Below are 17757 nucleotides of genomic sequence, written 5' to 3'. Positions count from 1 at the left end.
CTGGGACGGCCGGATCGAGCTCATGTCGATGACGGTGGCGCCGGCGGCGAGAGCTTCGGCAACGCCTTGCGCGAACAGGACATTCTCCACGGCCGCCCCGTCGGTCAGCATGGTGATGACATGGGTCGCATTGCGGACGGCGTCGGCGGCGCTGGCCGCGACCCGTGCCCCCTCGGCCAAGAGCGGTGCGGATTTTGCCGCGTCCCTGTTCCAGACGGTGACATCGAACCCGGCGCCGATCAGCCTTCGGGCCATCGGAAGGCCCATCAGCCCGGTGCCGAGCACTGCAATCGATAGGGTCATGTTGAAATTCCTTCAGGCGTTGCGCAGGCCCGCCTGGTGCAGGACCGAGGTCCAGCTGTTCATGGAGGCGAGATGACAATAGACGGTCGCCAGGGCGTCGGCATGGCGGAGCTTCAAGAAATCCTCGTCGCTCATGGCGAGAAGCTTCGCCTCGTCGACGAGGTGGAAGCCGGCGATGTTGAACGTCTGGCCGTCGCCAAGCGTGATCTTGCCGGTGCGTTCGGCCAGCAGCCCGCTGTCGGCGATGACCTTCATGATCTGCCGGGTCTTCACATACATGCCCTGATACTGCTCGCAGAACGACAGGGCGTGCCTGATGACTTCGCCCTGGCCCCGGTCCTCGAACAGCGGCTTGACGTCCTCGCCGGCGCCGTCCAGGCTGACCAGCCGTTCGGGATCATTCTCGATGCACAGCGCCAGCCGTTCGTCGGTCTCGCCGCCCGAGAGGATGAAGGGATAGCGCCGCACATAGGCCGGCACATAATGCGGTTCCGCCCATCTGCCCGCGGCATCGATGAACAGGTTCTCGCCCTCCCTGATGCCGGTGATGACCATCGGCATGAAATCGGGTGTGGAAAAGACGATCGGATAGGACCGCATGGCCGCGGGCATTTCGGCCGCCATCAGCGGGATGACGTGGGCGCCGGCCGCGAAGCCGAGATTGCCGCCCAGCGCCACTCCCTTGTCGCCATGGCGCTCCGGGCTGACGGCCTCGGGCGACCGGTAGAACAGCGGAAGCGGGTTCGTCTGGGTCTCTGTCTTGCCGGCCATTACTGATCCCCCCATGGTTGTGTTCCCCGCAAGGATTTTTCGCGCGTCTCCCCCCGCAATTCAAGAACAATCGGCAGTGGCCGCCCGCGCCCGCGAGAAATCGCGTTTTCCCGTGTGCTGGAAGCGGGCCGGCTATACAAAGCTGCCGCCTCTCCATAAATTGGCCGGCATGACAGAGTCCGACATCCTTGACAGCCGGTATTCGTGGATGCGGCTCGGCGCAACGCTCGCAATCGCCGTTATCGGCAATGTCGGCATGTGGGCAATCATCGTCATCATGCCCGCGGTGCAGGCCGAATTCGCCATCGCCCGGGCCGACGCCTCGCTTCCCTACACCATGACCATGGTCGGCTTCGGGCTCGGCAATCTCGTCATCGGCCGCGCCGTCGACAAATGGGGGATCACCACGGCGCTGGCCGGATCGGCGCTCGCCATTGCGGCGGGCTTTGGCCTCGCGGCGCTGAGCGGCTCGGTGCCAATGCTCACGGTCACGCATTTCATCATCGGCTTCGGCACGGCGGCGAGTTTCGGTCCCCTGATCGCCGACATCTCCCACTGGTTCTACAAAAGGCGCGGCATCGCTGTCGCCATCGCCGCGAGCGGGAACTACCTGTCGGGGGCGATCTGGCCGATGCTGCTCGCGGGCATCCTCAACGATCACGGCTGGCGCGCCGTCTACACGGTGCTGGCGGTCCTGCCGGTGCTGATGATCCTGCCCTTGTCGCTGCTGCTCAGGCGCCGGGTGCCCGAGAGCGCCACGGCGCATGCCAACCGGATGTCGGCGGCCAATGCGCGCTCGGTCAGCTTCTCGCCCACCGCGCTGCAATGGATGCTGGGCGTGGCCGGCGTCGGCTGCTGCGTGGCGATGGCGATGCCGCAGGTGCACCTGGTCTCCTACTGCACGGACTTGGGCTACGGCCCCGCGGTCGGGGCGGAGATGCTGTCGCTGATGCTGATGGGCGGGGTGGTGTCGCGGCTGGTCTCGGGTCTGATCGCCGACAGGCTGGGCGGGGTCAAGACGCTGCTGATCGGCTCGACGCTGCAATGCAGCGCGCTGTTTCTCTACCTGCCGTTCGACGCGCTGGTGCCGCTCTATATCGTGAGCCTCATCTTCGGCCTGTCGCAGGGCGGGATCGTGCCGAGCTACGCGCTGATCGTGCGCGAATACATGCCGGCCAGGGAAGCCGGCGCGAGGGTCGGCTTCGTCATCATGGCGACGATTCTCGGCATGGCGCTGGGCGGCTGGATGTCGGGCTGGATCTACGACCTGACCGGCTCCTACCAGGCGGCCTTCCTCAACGGCATCGCCTGGAACCTGCTCAACATCGCGATCATCGGGCTCTTGCTGTTCAAGTCGCGGGCGCGGCGCGGAGAGCCTGTCGCGGCCTGATCAGGCTCCGGGCGGCACGTGGCCTGGAAAATGCCGACCATGTTTTCGGAAGCGGCGCGTGGGAGGGTGGTGATCCCGGAAGGATTCGAACCTTCGACCCCAGGATTAGGAATCCTGTGCTCTATCCCCTGAGCTACGGGACCACGCGTTCCCTGCATACAGAAACCGGGGCGGTTCTTCAATAAGGAGAACCGCCCCGATGCGGCGCTATTCGCACCGATGTGCCGTGGACAGGGCAGGGGCGGATGGCGGCTATGCCGCCAGCGCCTTTTCGGCGAGCCTGACCCAATAGGAGACGCCGACGGGGATGGCGTCGTCGTTGAAATCATAGGCCGGGTGATGCAGGCCGGCGGTGTCGCCATTGCCCATGAAGATGAAGGCGCCGGGCCGGGCCTCGAGCATGAAGGAGAAGTCCTCGCCGCCCATGGTCGGCGGCTGGTTTCGCTCGACCATGCCCTCGCCCGCCAGGCTTTCGGCCACATCGGCGGCGAAATCGGTCTCGTCGGCATGGTTGAAGGTGACCGGGTAGTTCCTCAGATACCTGACCGTGGCTTCCGCGCCGTGGGCGGCGGCGACGCCCCGGGCGATCTCGGTGATCCGCGCTTCCGCGAGATCGCGCATCGCCGGCGACAGGGTGCGCACGGTGCCGGCCAGCTCGACGGTTTCGGGAATGATGTTGTAGGCCGAGCCGCCGAGGAACTTCGTCACCGAGACCACCAGCGATTCGAGCGGGTTGGCGTTGCGCGAGGCGATGGTCTGCAGCGAGGAGACGATGGCCGCGGAGGCTACGATCGGATCGATGGTCTGGTAGGGCATCGCCGCATGGCCGCCGCGGCCCTTGACGGTGATGTCGAAAATGTCGGTCGCGGCCATGATCGGCCCCTTGCGGATGGCGAACTGGCCGACCGGCAGACCCGGCAGATTGTGCATGCCGAACACCTTGGCGATGCCGAACCGCTCCATCATGCCGTCATTGACCATTTCGCGGCCGCCGCCGCCGCCCTCTTCGGCGGGCTGGAAGATGACCGCCACGGATCCGGTGAAATTGCGGGTCGCGGCCAGGTGGCGGGCCGCCCCCAGCAGCATCGCGGTGTGGCCGTCATGGCCGCAGGCATGCATCTTGCCCGGCGTGCGCGAGGCCCAAGGCAGGCCGGTGATCTCGGTGATCGGCAGGGCGTCCATGTCGGCGCGCAGGCCGATGGCCGGGCCGTTGCCGCCGGGGCGGCCATGGATGATGCCGACGACGCCGGTCTGGCCGATGCCGGTGACGACCTCGTCGCAGCCGAAGGCGCGGAGCTTGTCGGCGACGAAGGCCGCGGTGTTGTGCACGTCGAACAGCAATTCGGGATCGGCGTGAAGCGTGCGGCGCCATTCGGCGACCTCGTCCTTCATGGAGACAACATCGGCGACCAGTTGCATCTTTCACCCCTATGGCTTCTTGATTTTAAGATCGGGCAAGGGCGCGCAAGTTGATATCGCCTTTTGCCATCTGTCTGCCATATAGGCTAAGTAGGCGGGTATGACGAGCAGAAATCAGCGGATCGATTGCTTCGCGCCCGGTGCGGTTTGTCCTCCGGGCGGCCGAGAAGCTCCGTGAAATGTTGAAAAGCGGGTATCAGGGATGATGGGAATGCGACAGATGCGCAGAATCGGCGTGGCAATGGCGGCGCTGATGCTGTTGGGGGCCAGCGTGGCGGCGGCCAATCCCAGGATAGCCGTGGACCTCGCCACCGGCCGGGTCATCGAGCATGAACAGGCCTTTCAACGCTGGTATCCGGCGTCGCTGACCAAGCTCATGACTGTGTATATCGTGTTCTCGGCGATCAGGTCGGGACAGATGACGCTGGAGACGCCGATCGCCATGTCGGTGCCCGCCGCCAGCGAACCGCCCAGCAAAATGTATTTCAAGCCCGGCGAGCGCTTTCCGCTCGATTCGGCGATCAAATACCTCATGATCAAGTCCGCAAACGACGTCGCCGTGGCGATCGCCGAAGCGGTTGCCGGCAGCAAGGAGGCCTTCGTCGCGGAGATGAACGCCACCGCCGTCAGGCTCGGCATGCTGTCGACCCGGTTCGTCAATCCGCATGGACTGCCGGCCAGCGGACAATACACCACCGCGCGGGACATGGCTGTGCTGGCGGTTGCCCTTCGCCGCGACTTTCCCGAGTTCGCGCCCTATTTCGGCTACGAGGGCTTCGCCATGGGATCCTCGACCGAGGAGAACCACAATCTGCTGATAGGCAGGTTCCAAGGCGCCGACGGGATGAAGACCGGATTCATCTGCGCTTCCGGGTTCAATCAGGTGTCCTCGGCGACGCGCAACGGGAAGACCGTGATCAGCGTCGTGCTCGGCGCCCTGTCGCAACAGGCCAGAGCCGAGGAGTCCGCACGGATGCTGCAGGAGACCCTGACCAGTTCCGGCGCCGGTGGCGTCACGCTCATGAACCTTGCGCCCTATGGCGAGGGTCGGGATGTGGTCGCCGATATTTCCGCCAATATCTGCACCAAGACCGCGCAGGCGGAGCGCAACGACGACCGCGACGAGGACGGCAAGCTCGTGCTCAACTCACCCTATCTGGTCGAACTGCAGCGTGAGCGGCGATTGGTGCAGGCGCCAGCCAGTCCCGCCACCACGGGCGTGGAGATCGCCCTGTCGCGCGTTCCGATCCCGATGGCGCGGCCCTCCGACGGGCCTGGCGGAGAGGTCAAGCCGATCGCCGCATCGGCATTCACCGCACCCGCCGCGCCCGCAGCCGAGGCCATGCCGCTGCGCTCGAGCGTGCCGATCCCGATCCCGCGTCCCGAAACCTGACCCTGAAAGAGCCGTGCGATGACCGCTGAGACCTCATCCGGCAGCACCTGGACGGCGCCGCGGGGCGTCCCCGTCTCGATCCTGACCGGGTTCCTGGGCGCGGGCAAGACCACCTTGCTCAACCGGCTGATCCGCGATCCGTGGCTCACCGACGCGGCGCTGATCATCAATGAATTCGGCGATGTCGGCATCGATCACCTGCTGGTCGAAAGCTCGGGCGACGGCGTGATCGAACTGTCGGACGGATGCCTGTGTTGCACCGTGCGCGGCGAGCTGGTGGACACTCTCGCCGACCTGATGGACCGGATGCAATCGGGCCGCGTCCGGCCGTTTTCGCGGGTCGTCATCGAGACCACGGGGCTCGCCGATCCGGTGCCGGTGATGCAGTCGGTGATCGGCCATCCGGCGCTCGGCCAATCCTACCGGCTCGAAGGCGTGGTCACCGTCGTCGACGCCGTCAACGGCCTGTCGACGCTGTCGGAGCACGAGGAGGCGCGCCGCCAGGTGGCGGTGGCCGACACGCTGGTGCTGTCGAAAACCGGGCTGGCGGCGTCGCGCGACGCGCTGCTCGCGCGCCTCGAGGGCCTCAATCCGCTGGCGCGGCTGCTCGACGCCGACAGCGCCGAGGTCACGGCGAAGGCTCTGTTCGACGCCGGTGCCTATGATCCCGCCACCCGCGGCCTCGATGTGGCGCGGTGGCTGGGGTCGAAGGAGAGCGGTCAGGATCCTCATCATCACGGCCACGGCCACGGCCACGGCCAAGATCACGATCATGACCATGACCATGACCATCACCACGGCCATGATCATCACCATGCCCATTCCCATGACGTGAACCGGCATGATGCGGGAATCCGGGCGGATTCGCTGGTCTTCGGCAAGCCGATCTCGCCGGACGCGCTGATGATGTTTCTCGATCTGCTGCGGTCGGCGCACGGGCCGAACCTGCTGCGGATGAAGGGAATCGTCAGGCTGGCGGACGACCCCTCCCGCCCGCTGGTGCTGCATGCGGTGCAAAGCCTGATGTCCGAGCCGGTGCGGCTGCCGGCCTGGCCCGCGGGCGCCTCTCAGGAAACGCGGCTGGTGGTGATCACGCGGGACATGCCGGAGGGTTTCGTCGCCGAGCTGTTTTCGGCCTTTGCCGACGAGCCCGGGATCGGACGCCCCGACCGGGCCGCGCTCACCGACAATCCGCTGGCCATTCCGGGCTTGCGCCCGGCGCGATAGCGGTCAGGCTTTCAGCCGCTCACGCCTTCTCGATCAGGAAGGCGTGGCCGCCGTCGGTCGGCTGGCTACTCAGCAGTTGATGGCCGTCTTCCCGGCAGAAATGCGGAATGTCGATCACCGCCAGCGGATCCGTGGTCTCGACCCGGATCCGGGCGCCGCTCGTCAGATCGCGCAGGTGCCTGCGGGTGCGCAGAACCGGAAGCGGGCATTTGAGCCCGCGCAGGTCCAGCGTCTCGCAGACGCTCAATTCCTGCTCCAGATCTTCCACATCGGCTTCTTGGCCTGCGCCGGCTGAGGCAGCGGCTCGGCGGCGACCACCTGTCCGGCGGCGGCGGGATTGGGGACCGGAACCGGGACGCCGCCGAGATCGGGCGCAGGCGCTGCCAGTTCGGCCGCGGCGGGGGCCGTCTGCCCGGCGGTCGGCGCGGCTTCGGTCGCTGCCGCTTCGGCGGTGGCGGCTTCGGCGGTGGCGGCGCCGGCATTGGGCTGCCCGGGCATCAGCGGCGTGGCGGGCGGAGATCCGGCCGCGAGCGCCTTGAGCGGATTGCCGGTCGAAAACAGGCTGAGCACGGGGACGGCAGGGGATTGCCCGCCATTGGCGGCGATCCGGGCCGCCTGTTCGGCCTCGCGCTCGGCGCGCTTGGCCTCGGCCTGGGCCTTCGCCTCGTTGGCCGCGATCTGCCTGGCCTGTTCGTGATCCAGCTTGGCGACGGCCTTGCTGAAACTCTCGTTCCAGCTCTTCTCATAGGCGAAGTAGGCCGAGGCCAGCGTGGTCGGCAAGCTTGCCGGCGGACAGGCCGCGGTGGCCTGGAAGCTGGCGTTTTCGACCTGCGGAATCTGGTTGAAGACATACTGGCGTTCGCAGACGTCCACCTTCGGCGGGCGCTTGGTCAGTTCGAAATGATCGTAGCCGACCTTCAGCATCTTCCAGAATTCGAAATGCTCGCTGTCGCGGTGCCGCGCCATGTTCTCGGGCGTCATGCGGAACGGCAGCGCCTCGACCAGGAAATATTCCTGTCCGCCCTTGAAGGCGTCGCGGGCGAAGCCGTAGATTTCCAGCACCTGCTCGTCGGTCATGGAATAGCAGCCCGCCGACGAACAGGCGCCATGCACCATCAGGTTCGAGCCGGTGCGGCCATAGGAACGGTCGTAGCTGTTCGGGTAGCCCATGTTGAAGGACAGATAGTAGCTCGACTTCGGGTTCATCTGCGCCGGGTAGATCCGATAGTAGCCCTCGGGCGCCTGCCGGTCGCCCTCCTTGAACTTGGGTCCGAGCTCGCCCGACCATTTGCAGATCTCGTAGGAGGCGATGATGTCGAAGCGGCCATTGCCCTTCTGCTTCCAGACCTCGAGCACGCCCTCTTCCTTGAAGATCCGCATCATGATGGGCGACCGCGTGCTCATGTCGTTCGCCTTCATCTTGTTGACGAGCTTGGCGGGCAGCGGGTGTTCGACCTTGTTGGAGACGGATTCGAGCGCGTCCTGGCATCCGGTCAGGCCGAGAAGCAGGATGGGGAGGAATCGCAGCGTGCGCATTGGGGTCATGGTGTCTCTTGAACTTCGCAATTGCGGGTTCCCGGTGTTCACAGGGTGCTGTCAACGCTGCACATGGCCGGGCATTTCACTGCAACACTAACGCAAACATGGTTCATGAAGCCTTACCGCATCGCGATTGGCCGCACATAGCCTGTCTCGGGCGGCCCAATTGCCGATGCAATTGTGGCTCGATTACGGCGGTCGCTAACCGATCTGCCGCCCGATCTTGAGGAATTTCTTGCGCCGGTCCGCCCTGAGTTCGTCGCCCGAACGGCCCGACAGCTCTTCAAGCGCCGCCGCGATCGTGTCGCCGGCGCGGGCAATCACGCCTTCGTGATCGCGATGGGCGCCGCCGACCGGCTCGGGAATGATGCCGTCGATGATGCCGAGCTCGCGCAGGTCCTCGGCGGTGATCTTCATCGATGTGGCGGCGTCGCGCGCCCGCGTCGCGTCGCGCCACAGAATCGACGCGGCGCCTTCGGGCGAGATCACAGAGTAGATCGAATGTTCGAGCATGTAGACCCGGTTGCCGGTGGCGATCGCGATGGCGCCGCCGGAGCCGCCTTCGCCGATGATCACCGAGATCAGGGGCGCGCGCAGATTGAGACAGGTCTCGGTCGAGCGGGCAATGGCCTCGGCCTGGCCGCGCTCCTCGGCGCCGACGCCGGGATAGGCGCCGGCCGTGTCAACGAGGGTGATCACCGGGATTGCGAACCGGTCGGCCAGTTCCATGATGCGGATCGCCTTGCGGTAGCCTTCCGGGCGCGCCGAGCCGAAATTGTGGCGGATGCGGGTCTTGGTGTCGTGGCCCTTTTCCTGGCCGATGACCACGACCGGCTGGCCGCGAAACCGCGCGAAGCCGGCCTGGATCGCCGCATCCTCGGCGAATTTCCGGTCGCCGGCGAGCGGGGTGAACTCGTCGAACAGGCCCTTGGCGTAGTCGCCGAAATGCGGCCGGTCGGGATGCCTGGCGACCTGCGTCTTCTGCCAGGGATTGAGCTTGCCATAGATGTCGGCCATGGCGTCGCGCGCCCTGGTTTCGAGCCGCGCGATCTCGTCGCCGGTGTCGATGCTCTCGTCCTCGGAGGCGATCTTCCGCAACTCGTGGATCTTGCCCTCCAGGTCGGAGATCGGTTTTTCGAAATCAAGGTAATGGTGCATCAAACTTTTCCGCGCGGGTCTCCGCATTTGTCGTCGCCGGGCACACTCAATCGCAGTCAGAAGCTTCTGTCACGCGTTAGTTTGCCGCATGCAAGCGGGCTTAATCGCGACTTTTTGTGGCTTTTGCAAGGGGGTGATGATCATTGACAAGTTGTCGCAACCGCTCGTCGAGCACGTGCGTGTAGATTTGGGTGGTCGAAATATCGGCGTGGCCCAGCAATTCCTGCACTGCCCTCAGATCCGCGCCGCCGGCCAGCAAATGGCTGGCGAAAGCATGGCGCAGCACGTGCGGCGACACCAGCGCCACCGGGATCCCGGCGCGGCCGGCGAGGTCCTTGAGCTCGCGGGCGAAGACCTGGCGCGACAGGTGGCCCTCGGCCGAATTGGCCGGGAACAGGAAGCCCGCCTCCTGGGCCGCTTCGCCGATGGTCGCGAGCCAGACGTCGAGTGCCGCGCGCGCCGGGCGCGACATCGGCACCATGCGCTCCTTGGCGCCCTTGCCGCGGACCACCAGGAACCGGCCCTCGTCGGCGAGCACCCGGTAGGGCAGGCTGACCAGTTCGCTGACCCGCATGCCGGTGGCGTAGAGCAGTTCCAGAAGCGCGCGGAAGCGGATGCGCTGCAGCGCCTCGGACGGGGTCCTGGCCATCGCCACATCCGCCTCCGCCTGAGCCAGCAGGCGGGAGACATCATCGATGCTCAAGATCTTGGGCAGCGACCGGCTCTTGCGCGGCGAGTCGATCACGCCGGTCGGGTCGTCCGTGCGCAGGCCTTCGGCGTGCAGAAACTTGTAGAACTGCCTGAGCGCGGAGAGCCGCCGCGCCTGCGATGCGGGCGAAAAGCCGCGCGCGGCCAGATCGCCGATCAGGGCCCTTATGTCGTTCGCGCCGGCGCTGGCGAGGGTCGATCCAAGCGATCTGAGCACGGCGGAGGCGTCATCGAGATCGCGGCGGTAGGCCTCGAGCGTGTTGGCGGCGGCGCCGCGCTCGGCGCTCATCATCTCGAGAAAGGCTTCGGCGTTGGCGGCGCTCAGATCGCGCATGGCTGGATTTCGCCTTGTCAGCGGTTTAGCTTCTCGGTCGGGACACGCACTGTGATTTCACGGTCGACGGGCTCCACATAGATCACCAGCGCGAACATTGCGCCGTAGACGATGCCGACCAGCACGGCGCACACAAACAGAAATCGGAACAGTGAGGGCATAAGGACTCCGGCGAACTGACCAAGATGCTGTTATGCGGCAGGGTGCGCGCCGTTTCAAGGCGGAGGCGAACCATGAGGCGCGCTTGACGCGCCGCCGGACATGGCCAATAGAAGGCCCGAACCAATGGATTACAGCCAGGCGCGCCAGGATCGCCGCGCAGGGGACGCAATAACATCCGGTAACCGCGCAGAGTGCTCCTTTCAGATCGAATCCGGTTTGAAAGATATGCGTCAGGGATGGGGGAGAGTGTTGACGCAACCGCAGCCGAGTGTGCTGGAGCAAGATATCGCCAGGGCGCGCCGCGTGCTCGGCCGCCGCAATCTGGTGTTCGTCGGCCTGATGGGCGCCGGCAAGTCCGCCATCGGCCGGATTGTCGCGCAGATGCTGGATATTCCGTTTGTCGATTCGGACCACGAGATCGAGCGGGTGTCGCGCATGTCCATCCCCGAGCTGTTCGAAGCCTATGGCGAACCGGAGTTCAGGGCGCTGGAGGCGCGGGTGATCAAGCGGCTGCTCAAGACCGGTCCCAGGGTGCTGTCGACCGGCGGCGGCGCCTTCATGAGCGACGCCACCCGCGCGGCGGTGCTGTCGCACGGGCTGTCGGTCTGGCTCAAGGCCGATCTCGAGGTGCTGTGGGCGCGGGTGTCCAAACGCGACTCGCGGCCGCTGCTCAAGACCGCCAATCCCCGGCAGACCCTGGCCAATCTGCTCGAGCAGCGCTATCCGGTCTATGCCGCGGCGGATCTGACGGTGCAATCGCGCGATGACCCCAAGGAAACCATCGCCGCGGAAGCCATCGCCACCATAGCCCGGCTGGACCGCGATCAGGAAAAGGCGCCGACCTCATGAGCCATGCCCCCACCCGCAGAACCGTTCGCGTCGATCTCGGCGAGCGCAGCTATGACATCGTCATCGGTCCCGGGCTGATCGCCCGGACCGGCGCCGAGATCGCCGGGCGCCTGCCGGGCATCCGCTGCGCCGTCATCACCGACCGCAATGTCGCGGCCGCGCATCTCGACGCGCTGCTTGCAAGCCTTGCCGCCGGCGGGGTGGAGGCCGCGCCGCTGGTGCTGGAGCCGGGCGAGAAGACCAAGCGCTTCGACGAGCTGATCCGGGTCTGCGATCATGTGCTCGGCGCAAGGCTCGAGCGCGGCGACGCGGTGGTGGCGCTGGGCGGCGGCGTGATCGGCGATCTTTCGGGCTTCGCCGCCGGCATCGTGCGCCGCGGCATGGGCTTCATCCAGATCCCGACCAGCCTGCTGGCGCAGGTGGATTCCTCGGTCGGTGGCAAGACCGGAATCAATGCCTCGCACGGCAAGAACCTGATCGGCGTGTTTCACCAGCCCGAGCTGGTGCTGGCCGACACCGATGTGCTCGACACATTGCCGATCCGCGAGTTTCGCGCCGGCTACGCCGAAGTGGCGAAATACGGGCTGATCGACCGCCCGGACTTCTTTGCCTGGCTCGAGGCCAACTGGCGCGAGGTGTTCGCCGGCGGCGAGGCGCGCATTCACGCCATCGCCACGGGATGCCAGGCAAAGGCCGACGTGGTGGCCGCCGACGAACGCGAAAGCGGCGCCCGGGCGCTGCTCAATCTGGGCCACACATTCGGCCATGCGCTGGAAGCCGCGACAGGCTATGATGGGGCGCGGCTGGTGCACGGCGAGGGCGTCGCCATCGGCATGGTGCTGGCGCACGAGTTTTCCGCGCGGATGAACCTGGCGAGCCCCGACGATGCGATCCGGGTCGAGCGTCATCTGCGCGAGGTTGGCCTGCCGACGCGGATCAAGGATATTGAAGGCGGGCTGCCGGCGACCGATATACTGATGACGCACATCGCGCAGGACAAGAAGGTCCGGCGCGGTGCGCTGACCTTTATTCTCACGCGCGGGATCGGCCAGTGCTTCGTGGCCGACAATGTGCCGGGGGATGAAGTGTTTCGATTTCTCGAAGACAAGCGGGCGACATGATGCTTGAAACCATTGGCGGACTCCTGAGCGAACACGGGCTGACGATCCTGGCGATTCTGGCCCTGATCGGCATGTCGGCGTTCTTCTCGGGGTCTGAAACGGCTCTGACTGCGGCGTCGCGGGCGCGGATGCACTCGCTGGAAGTGGGCGGCGACCTCAGGGCCGGAACGGTCAACGTGCTCATTGAACGCAAGGACCGGCTGATCGGTGCGCTGCTGATCGGCAACAACCTGGTCAACATCCTGGCCTCGGCGCTGGCCACCAGCGTGCTGTTGTCGATCTTCGGCGATTCCGGTGTCGCCGTGGCGACGCTGACCATGACCCTGCTGCTGGTGATCTTTGCCGAAGTGCTGCCGAAAAGCTGGGCGATTTCGGCGCCCGACCGGTTCGCCCTCTTCGTGGCGCCGCTGGTCAAGGCCTTCGTCTTTGTCGTCGGCCCGCTGTCGAGCTTCATCAACTGGATCGTGCGCAAGATCATGTCGATCTTCGGCATCACCTTCGGGTCCGAAGTCTCGATGCTGTCGGCGCACGAGGAGATCCGTGGCGCGGTCGACCTGCTTCACCGCGAAGGGTCCGTGGTCAAGGCAGACCGGGACCGGCTTGGCGGCGTGCTGGATCTGGGCGAACTGGAAGTGTCGGACCTGATGGTCCACCGCACGTCGATGCGCATGCTCAATGCAGACGACACGCCGGAGACCAATGTCCGCATGGTGCTCGAGAGCCCCTACACGAGAATGCCGGTCTGGCGCGGCACGACCGACAACATCATCGGCATCGTCCATGCCAAGGACGTGCTCAGGGTGCTGGCCGAAGTCTCCAACGAGCCGCACCGGATGGATGTGGTCAAGATCGCCCAGAAGCCCTGGTTCGTGCCCGACACGACCAGCGTGCCCGACCAGCTCAACGCCTTCCTGCGGCGCAAGGCGCATATCGCCATCGTGGTGGATGAATATGGCGAGGTGGAAGGGCTGGTGACGCTCGAGGACATCCTCGAGGAGATCGTGGGCGACATTGCCGACGAGCACGACACCGAGGTCCAGGGCGTGCGCCAGGAGGCGGACGGGTCGATCGTGGTCGATGGCTCCGTGCCGATCCGGGATCTCAACCGGGCGCTCGACTGGTCGCTGCCCGACGACGAGGCCACTACCGTGGCGGGCCTGGTGATCCATGAGTCCCAGACCATTCCCGAGGAGAAGCAGGCCTTCACCTTCCACGGCAAGCGCTTCATCGTGATGAAGCGGGACCGCAACAGGATCACGCGGCTCAGAATCAGGCCCGCGGACAAGGTGTGAAGCGGCTGCAGGGGGAGCCGACCCCAGTCAGGCAGGACGGAGAGGCTACCAGCGGGTTGCTTCGCCGGGGGCCGCCGCTTCCACCGCCATGGCGTGAAGGCCGGCGTCGAGTTCATCCTTGAGCAGGGCGTTGACGGCGCGGTGCCGGTCGACGCGGCTCATGCCCGAAAACGCCGCGGCGACGATGCGGATGCGGAAATGGGTTTCGCCGGAGCCGTCGAAGGCCTCATGGTGATCGCTGCCGGAATGGTGATGACCGGCGTGCAGATGGCTTTCGTTGATCACCACAAGCCGTTCGGGCTCAAAGCGCTCGGTCAACGCTGTTTCAATGCGGCTTTGGCGGGACATGAGACTGCTCCTGAATGTTCGATGCGGCCATAAATATCGACTGTCACGATTTGCGTGGTGGCATTCGACGCCGAGACGGGGTACGCAGCTTGAATCATCCCTGTCAATCCTTGTTCCTTAACGTGCAGAGCACCATAATCGTCGACATGAAACTGGATTCCAAATATTTCGACCGCATTCGGGTCCGCCGCAAGGGCGAGCGCCCGGCCGAGCCCTCCACGCCCGAATGCCAGTGGGACGGGTGTGCCAAGCCCGGTGTTCATCGCGCCCCGGTCGGCCGCGATGCGGAAGGGCAGTATTTCCTGTTCTGTTTCGAGCATGCGCGGGACTACAACAAGGGCTACAACTATTTCTCGGGCCTGTCGGATGGCGAGATCGCGCGCTACCAGAAAGAGGCGCTGACCGGTCACCGCCCGACCTGGAAGATGGGCGTGAACCGGTCCGCCGAGAGCGGGCCGACCCAGTCCACCGCGAAATCCGGATCGGCGTCCGCGCATGCGCGGATGCGCGACCCGCACGGCTTCTTCAACGGCCCCCGGCCCAACCGGTCGGTCCGGGCGCGCAAGGTCAAGTCGCTCGAATCGAAAGCCTTCGACACGCTGGGTCTCGCCGCCAACGCCACCTCGGCGGAAATCAAGACGCGCTACAAGGATCTGGTCAAGCAGCACCACCCCGATGCCAATGGCGGAGATCGCGGTTCGGAAGACCGTTTTCGCGCCGTCATTCAGGCCTACCAATTGTTAAAGCAGTCTGGTTTCTGCTAAGCGAACAGTCTAAGCAGGAGCTGACAGGACAGACGGCCCGTGGGCTTTACAAGCCAGGCCTTGGAGACAAGATGAGCAAGATCGACCTCGATATCACAAACCTGCCCGACACCACCGTCAAAGTGCGTGAGGTGTTCGGCATCGATTCGGACATCAGTGTCCCCGCCTACAAGGAGCGGGACGCCTATGTGCCGGATCTTGATCCGGATTACCTGTTTGACCGCGACACCACGCTCGCCATCCTGGCCGGGTTCGCGCACAATCGTCGCGTCATGGTGTCGGGCTATCACGGCACCGGCAAATCGACCCATATCGAGCAGGTCGCCGCCCGGCTCAACTGGCCTTGCGTGCGCGTCAACCTCGACAGCCATGTCAGCCGCATCGATCTGGTGGGCAAGGACGCGATCGTTGTCCGCGAGGGCCTGCAGGTCACCGAGTTCAAGGACGGGATCCTTCCCTGGGCCTATCAGCACAATGTGGCGCTGGTGTTCGACGAATACGACGCCGGCCGTCCCGATGTGATGTTCGTGATCCAGCGGGTGCTCGAGTCCTCGGGTCGCCTGACGCTACTCGACCAGAGCCGCGTCATCCGGCCGCACCCGGCGTTCCGGCTGTTCGCCACCGCCAACACGGTCGGCCTCGGCGACACCACCGGGCTCTACCACGGCACCCAGCAGATCAACCAGGCGCAGATGGACCGCTGGTCGATCGTCACCACGCTCAACTATCTGCCGCATGACCAGGAAGTCGGCATCATCGCTTCGAAGGTCAAGGAATTCGCCAAGGGCGACGGCCGCGAGACCATCTCGCGCATGGTCCGGGTGGCCGACATGACCCGCTCCTCGTTCATCAACGGCGACCTGTCGACCGTGATGAGCCCGCGCACCGTGATCATGTGGGCCGAGAATGCCCTGATCTTCGGCGACGTGGCGATGGCCTTCCGCCTGACCTTCCTCAACAAATGCGACGAGCTGGAACGGGCGCTGGTGGCCGAGCACTATCAGCGCGCCTTCGGCGTCGAGTTGAAGGAAAGCGCCGCCAACATCGTTCTCAGCGCAACCGCCTGACGGATATCGCCATGGCCGGACGCGGCGACAACACCAGACCGAAGCCCTCAGGCACCGTGGACGCCGAACCGTTCCGGCGGGCGCTCGCCGGCTGCGTGCGGGCGATTGCCGGCGACCATGAGCTGGAAGTCTCGTTCGGCGCCGACAAGCCCGGCATTTCCGGCGAGCGCGCCCGGCTTCCCGACCTGCCCAAGCGCCCCACCCAGAATGATTTCGCGGTCACCCGCGGGGTGGGCGATTCGATCGCGCTGCGCAAGGCCTGCCACGACGACGCGGTGCACGCCCGCATGGCGCCGCAGGGCCCGGATGCGCGCGCGGTCTATGACGCCGTCGAGCAGGCCCGGGTCGAGGCCATCGGCGCGCGACGGATGACCGGGGTCGGCGACAATCTCGCCTCCATGCTCGAGGACAAGTACCAGCGCGCCAACTACCAGGGCATCGTCAACCGCGCCGATGCGCCGCTCGAAGAGGCGGTGGCGCTGATGGTGCGCGAGAAGCTCACCGGCCGCAAGCCGCCGCAGTCTTCCGGGCAGGTGGTCGAGCTCTGGCGCGATTTCATCGAGGGCAAGGCCGGAAACGTGCTCGATTCGCTCGAAGGCTCAGTCGAGGACCAGCAGGCCTTCGCCCGCGTGGTGCGCGAAATGCTCTCGGCCATGGAAATGGCCGAGGATTACGGCGACGACAGCGAGCAGGACGAACAGGACGAGGTCTCGGACGAAGACCAGCCGCGCAGCGAGGAAGACAACGATCAGTCCTCGCAGGAGGAGGCCGGGTCCGACGCGGCCCCCGCCGAGGAGAGCGAAACCTCCGACGAGCAGATGGATTCGGGCGAGATGGACGGCGCCGAAGCCGGCGACGACGACACCATCGACGACAGCGACGAGGATGCCGAGACGCCGGGCGAGACCCGCAAGCAGACCGATCCCTTCACCGAGCTCAACGAGAAGATCGACTACAGGATCTTCACCACCGAGTTCGATGAGGAAATTTCCGCAGAGGAACTGTGCGAGGAAGCCGAGCTCGACCGCCTGAGGGCGTTTCTCGACAAGCAACTGGCGCATCTGCAGGGCGTGGTCGGGCGGCTCGCCAACCGGCTGCAGCGGCGGCTGATGGCGCAGCAGAACCGGGCCTGGGATTTCGATCTCGAGGAAGGCTATCTCGACAGCGCCCGGCTGACCCGGATGATCATCGATCCGATGCAGCCGCTGTCGTTCAAGATGGAGCGCGACACCAATTTCCGCGACACGGTGGTGACGCTGCTGATCGACAATTCGGGCTCGATGCGCGGCCGGCCGATCACGGTCGCGGCCACCTGCGCCGACATCCTGGCGCGCACGCTCGAGCGCTGCGGCGTCAAGGTCGAGCTCCTGGGCTTCACCACCAAGGCGTGGAAGGGCGGCCAGGCCCGCGAGAAGTGGCTGACGAGCGGCAAGCCTCCCTTGCCCGGCCGGCTCAACGATCTCAGGCACATCGTCTACAAGTCGGCCGACGCGCCCTGGCGCCGGTCGCGGCGCAACCTCGGGCTGATGATGCGCGAGGGCCTGCTCAAGGAGAACATCGACGGCGAAGCGCTGATCTGGGCGCATCGCCGGCTTCGCAACCGGCCCGAACAGCGCAAGATCCTGATGATGATCTCGGACGGCGCGCCGGTCGACGATTCCACCCTGTCGGTCAATCCCGGCAATTATCTCGAGCGTCACCTGCGCGCGGTGATCGAGGAGATCGAAACCCGCTCGCCGGTCGAGCTGCTCGCCATCGGCATCGGCCATGACGTCACCCGCTACTACCGCCGCGCCGTCACCATCGTCGACGCGGAAGAGCTCGCCGGCGCGATGACCGAGCAACTGGCGGCGCTGTTCGCCGACGAGGCGGCCGGAGGGTCGTCCCGCCGCGGACGCAGGCGGGCGTGACC

The 17757-nt window shown here is 65.7% G+C and carries 18 protein-coding genes and 1 tRNA gene; 9 read left to right on the top strand and 10 right to left on the bottom strand.

Annotation, left to right across the window (positions count from 1 at the left end):
* The coding region (locus tag LL06_RS03835) for an NAD(P)-binding domain-containing protein (protein WP_035522418.1) at window positions 1-303 on the bottom strand (303 nt) is incomplete at its 3' end.
* 12 nt (window positions 304-315) lie between these two features.
* The gene (locus LL06_RS03830; RefSeq protein ID WP_052161185.1) at window positions 316-1074 is read right to left on the bottom strand and encodes a SapC family protein; all 759 of its coding nucleotides are present in this window, start codon (window positions 1072-1074) and stop codon (window positions 316-318) included.
* Window positions 1075-1243: 169 nt separating this feature from the next.
* Between LL06_RS03830 and LL06_RS03825 the strand changes: the two genes are divergently transcribed.
* Window positions 1244-2464 (top strand): MFS transporter, encoded by a 1221-nt coding sequence (locus LL06_RS03825; RefSeq protein WP_035522445.1) that lies wholly within the window; start codon window positions 1244-1246, stop codon window positions 2462-2464.
* Window positions 2465-2531: 67 nt separating this feature from the next.
* On the opposite strand, the gene LL06_RS03820 is transcribed toward LL06_RS03825, so the two are convergent.
* A tRNA-Arg gene (locus LL06_RS03820) sits at window positions 2532-2607 on the bottom strand.
* 109 nt (window positions 2608-2716) lie between these two features.
* Complete coding sequence (locus LL06_RS03815; RefSeq protein ID WP_035522412.1) at window positions 2717-3883, bottom strand: M20 aminoacylase family protein; 1167 nt, start codon at window positions 3881-3883, stop codon at window positions 2717-2719.
* A gap of 220 nt (window positions 3884-4103) precedes the next feature.
* Between LL06_RS03815 and LL06_RS03810 the strand changes: the two genes are divergently transcribed.
* Window positions 4104-5276, top strand: coding sequence for a D-alanyl-D-alanine carboxypeptidase family protein (locus LL06_RS03810; protein WP_152599483.1), 1173 nt, complete (start codon window positions 4104-4106; stop codon window positions 5274-5276).
* Window positions 5277-5294: 18 nt separating this feature from the next.
* Window positions 5295-6503 carry a GTP-binding protein gene (locus LL06_RS03805; RefSeq protein WP_052161183.1) on the top strand — a complete coding sequence of 403 codons (1209 nt, stop codon included), beginning with the start codon at window positions 5295-5297 and terminating at the stop codon, window positions 6501-6503.
* Between the two features lie 19 nt (window positions 6504-6522).
* Here the strand turns inward: LL06_RS03805 and LL06_RS03800 are convergent, their stop codons facing one another.
* From LL06_RS03800 to LL06_RS03780, 5 genes are all read right to left on the bottom strand, one after another.
* Window positions 6523-6771: a sulfurtransferase TusA family protein gene (locus LL06_RS03800; RefSeq protein ID WP_173426104.1), complete on the bottom strand. Its 249-nt coding sequence runs from the start codon at window positions 6769-6771 to the stop codon at window positions 6523-6525.
* A complete protein-coding gene (locus LL06_RS03795; RefSeq protein WP_244447045.1) occupies window positions 6747-8048 on the bottom strand; it encodes a murein L,D-transpeptidase family protein in 1302 nt (433 codons plus the stop codon). The genes LL06_RS03800 and LL06_RS03795 overlap by 25 nt, the downstream gene beginning before the upstream one ends.
* 195 nt (window positions 8049-8243) lie before the next feature.
* A complete protein-coding gene (locus tag LL06_RS03790; protein ID WP_035522404.1) occupies window positions 8244-9200 on the bottom strand; it encodes an acetyl-CoA carboxylase carboxyltransferase subunit alpha in 957 nt (318 codons plus the stop codon).
* A gap of 100 nt (window positions 9201-9300) precedes the next feature.
* Window positions 9301-10242, bottom strand: a complete 942-nt coding sequence (locus tag LL06_RS03785) for a site-specific tyrosine recombinase XerD (protein WP_035522401.1) — start codon at window positions 10240-10242, stop codon at window positions 9301-9303.
* A 17-nt stretch (window positions 10243-10259) separates the two neighbouring features.
* Window positions 10260-10403, bottom strand: a complete 144-nt coding sequence (locus LL06_RS03780; RefSeq protein ID WP_035522398.1) for a hypothetical protein — start codon at window positions 10401-10403, stop codon at window positions 10260-10262.
* Between the two features lie 226 nt (window positions 10404-10629).
* On the opposite strand from LL06_RS03780, the gene LL06_RS03775 reads away from it, so the two are divergent.
* From LL06_RS03775 to LL06_RS03765, 3 genes are read left to right on the top strand one after another with little or no spacing between them, the layout of a single operon-like run.
* On the top strand, window positions 10630-11253 hold the full coding sequence (locus LL06_RS03775) for a shikimate kinase (protein WP_152599482.1): 624 nt from the start codon (window positions 10630-10632) through the stop codon (window positions 11251-11253).
* On the top strand, window positions 11250-12374 hold the full coding sequence (aroB, locus tag LL06_RS03770) for a 3-dehydroquinate synthase (protein WP_035522393.1): 1125 nt from the start codon (window positions 11250-11252) through the stop codon (window positions 12372-12374). The genes LL06_RS03775 and aroB overlap by 4 nt, the downstream gene beginning before the upstream one ends.
* Window positions 12374-13666 carry an HlyC/CorC family transporter gene (locus LL06_RS03765; protein ID WP_035522438.1) on the top strand — a complete coding sequence of 431 codons (1293 nt, stop codon included), beginning with the start codon at window positions 12374-12376 and terminating at the stop codon, window positions 13664-13666. The genes aroB and LL06_RS03765 overlap by 1 nt, the downstream gene beginning before the upstream one ends.
* Window positions 13667-13711: 45 nt before the next feature.
* Here the strand turns inward: LL06_RS03765 and LL06_RS03760 are convergent, their stop codons facing one another.
* A complete protein-coding gene (locus LL06_RS03760; protein WP_035522392.1) occupies window positions 13712-14014 on the bottom strand; it encodes a BolA family protein in 303 nt (100 codons plus the stop codon).
* A 137-nt stretch (window positions 14015-14151) separates the two neighbouring features.
* On the opposite strand from LL06_RS03760, the gene LL06_RS03755 reads away from it, so the two are divergent.
* The 3 genes from LL06_RS03755 (at window position 14152) to cobT (ending at window position 17755) form a co-directional block, all read left to right on the top strand.
* Entirely contained in the window at window positions 14152-14778 is a 627-nt protein-coding gene (locus tag LL06_RS03755; RefSeq protein WP_152599484.1) for a J domain-containing protein, read from the top strand.
* A 71-nt stretch (window positions 14779-14849) separates the two neighbouring features.
* Complete coding sequence (cobS, locus tag LL06_RS03750) at window positions 14850-15845, top strand: cobaltochelatase subunit CobS (protein ID WP_035522390.1); 996 nt, start codon at window positions 14850-14852, stop codon at window positions 15843-15845.
* An 11-nt stretch (window positions 15846-15856) separates the two neighbouring features.
* Window positions 15857-17755, top strand: a complete 1899-nt coding sequence (gene cobT, locus LL06_RS03745) for a cobaltochelatase subunit CobT (protein ID WP_035522387.1) — start codon at window positions 15857-15859, stop codon at window positions 17753-17755.
* Window positions 17756-17757 lie beyond the last annotated feature (2 nt).

The sequence above is a fragment of the Hoeflea sp. BAL378 genome, assembly GCF_000759435.1.
Lineage (GTDB): Bacteria > Pseudomonadota > Alphaproteobacteria > Rhizobiales > Rhizobiaceae > Hoeflea.
The sequence above is the reverse complement of the archived record's forward strand: the minus strand, read 5'-3'. Positions and strand labels throughout refer to the sequence as shown.

What these genes read in the sequence shown, in the direction of transcription:
- LL06_RS03830 (WP_052161185.1), bottom strand. Translation starts at nt 1,074, where the DNA reads ATGGCCGGCAAGACAGAGACCCAGACGAACCCGCTTCCGCTGTTCTAC.
- LL06_RS03825 (WP_035522445.1), top strand. Translation starts at nt 1,244, where the DNA reads ATGACAGAGTCCGACATCCTTGACAGCCGGTATTCGTGGATGCGGCTC.
- LL06_RS03815 (WP_035522412.1), bottom strand. Translation starts at nt 3,883, where the DNA reads ATGCAACTGGTCGCCGATGTTGTCTCCATGAAGGACGAGGTCGCCGAA.
- LL06_RS03810 (WP_152599483.1), top strand. Translation starts at nt 4,104, where the DNA reads ATGCGCAGAATCGGCGTGGCAATGGCGGCGCTGATGCTGTTGGGGGCC.
- LL06_RS03805 (WP_052161183.1), top strand. Translation starts at nt 5,295, where the DNA reads ATGACCGCTGAGACCTCATCCGGCAGCACCTGGACGGCGCCGCGGGGC.
- LL06_RS03795 (WP_244447045.1), bottom strand. Translation starts at nt 8,048, where the DNA reads ATGACCCCAATGCGCACGCTGCGATTCCTCCCCATCCTGCTTCTCGGC.
- LL06_RS03790 (WP_035522404.1), bottom strand. Translation starts at nt 9,200, where the DNA reads ATGCACCATTACCTTGATTTCGAAAAACCGATCTCCGACCTGGAGGGC.
- LL06_RS03785 (WP_035522401.1), bottom strand. Translation starts at nt 10,242, where the DNA reads ATGCGCGATCTGAGCGCCGCCAACGCCGAAGCCTTTCTCGAGATGATG.
- LL06_RS03780 (WP_035522398.1), bottom strand. Translation starts at nt 10,403, where the DNA reads ATGCCCTCACTGTTCCGATTTCTGTTTGTGTGCGCCGTGCTGGTCGGC.
- LL06_RS03775 (WP_152599482.1), top strand. Translation starts at nt 10,630, where the DNA reads ATGCGTCAGGGATGGGGGAGAGTGTTGACGCAACCGCAGCCGAGTGTG.
- aroB (WP_035522393.1), top strand. Translation starts at nt 11,250, where the DNA reads ATGAGCCATGCCCCCACCCGCAGAACCGTTCGCGTCGATCTCGGCGAG.
- LL06_RS03765 (WP_035522438.1), top strand. Translation starts at nt 12,374, where the DNA reads ATGCTTGAAACCATTGGCGGACTCCTGAGCGAACACGGGCTGACGATC.
- LL06_RS03760 (WP_035522392.1), bottom strand. Translation starts at nt 14,014, where the DNA reads ATGTCCCGCCAAAGCCGCATTGAAACAGCGTTGACCGAGCGCTTTGAG.
- cobS (WP_035522390.1), top strand. Translation starts at nt 14,850, where the DNA reads ATGAGCAAGATCGACCTCGATATCACAAACCTGCCCGACACCACCGTC.
- cobT (WP_035522387.1), top strand. Translation starts at nt 15,857, where the DNA reads ATGGCCGGACGCGGCGACAACACCAGACCGAAGCCCTCAGGCACCGTG.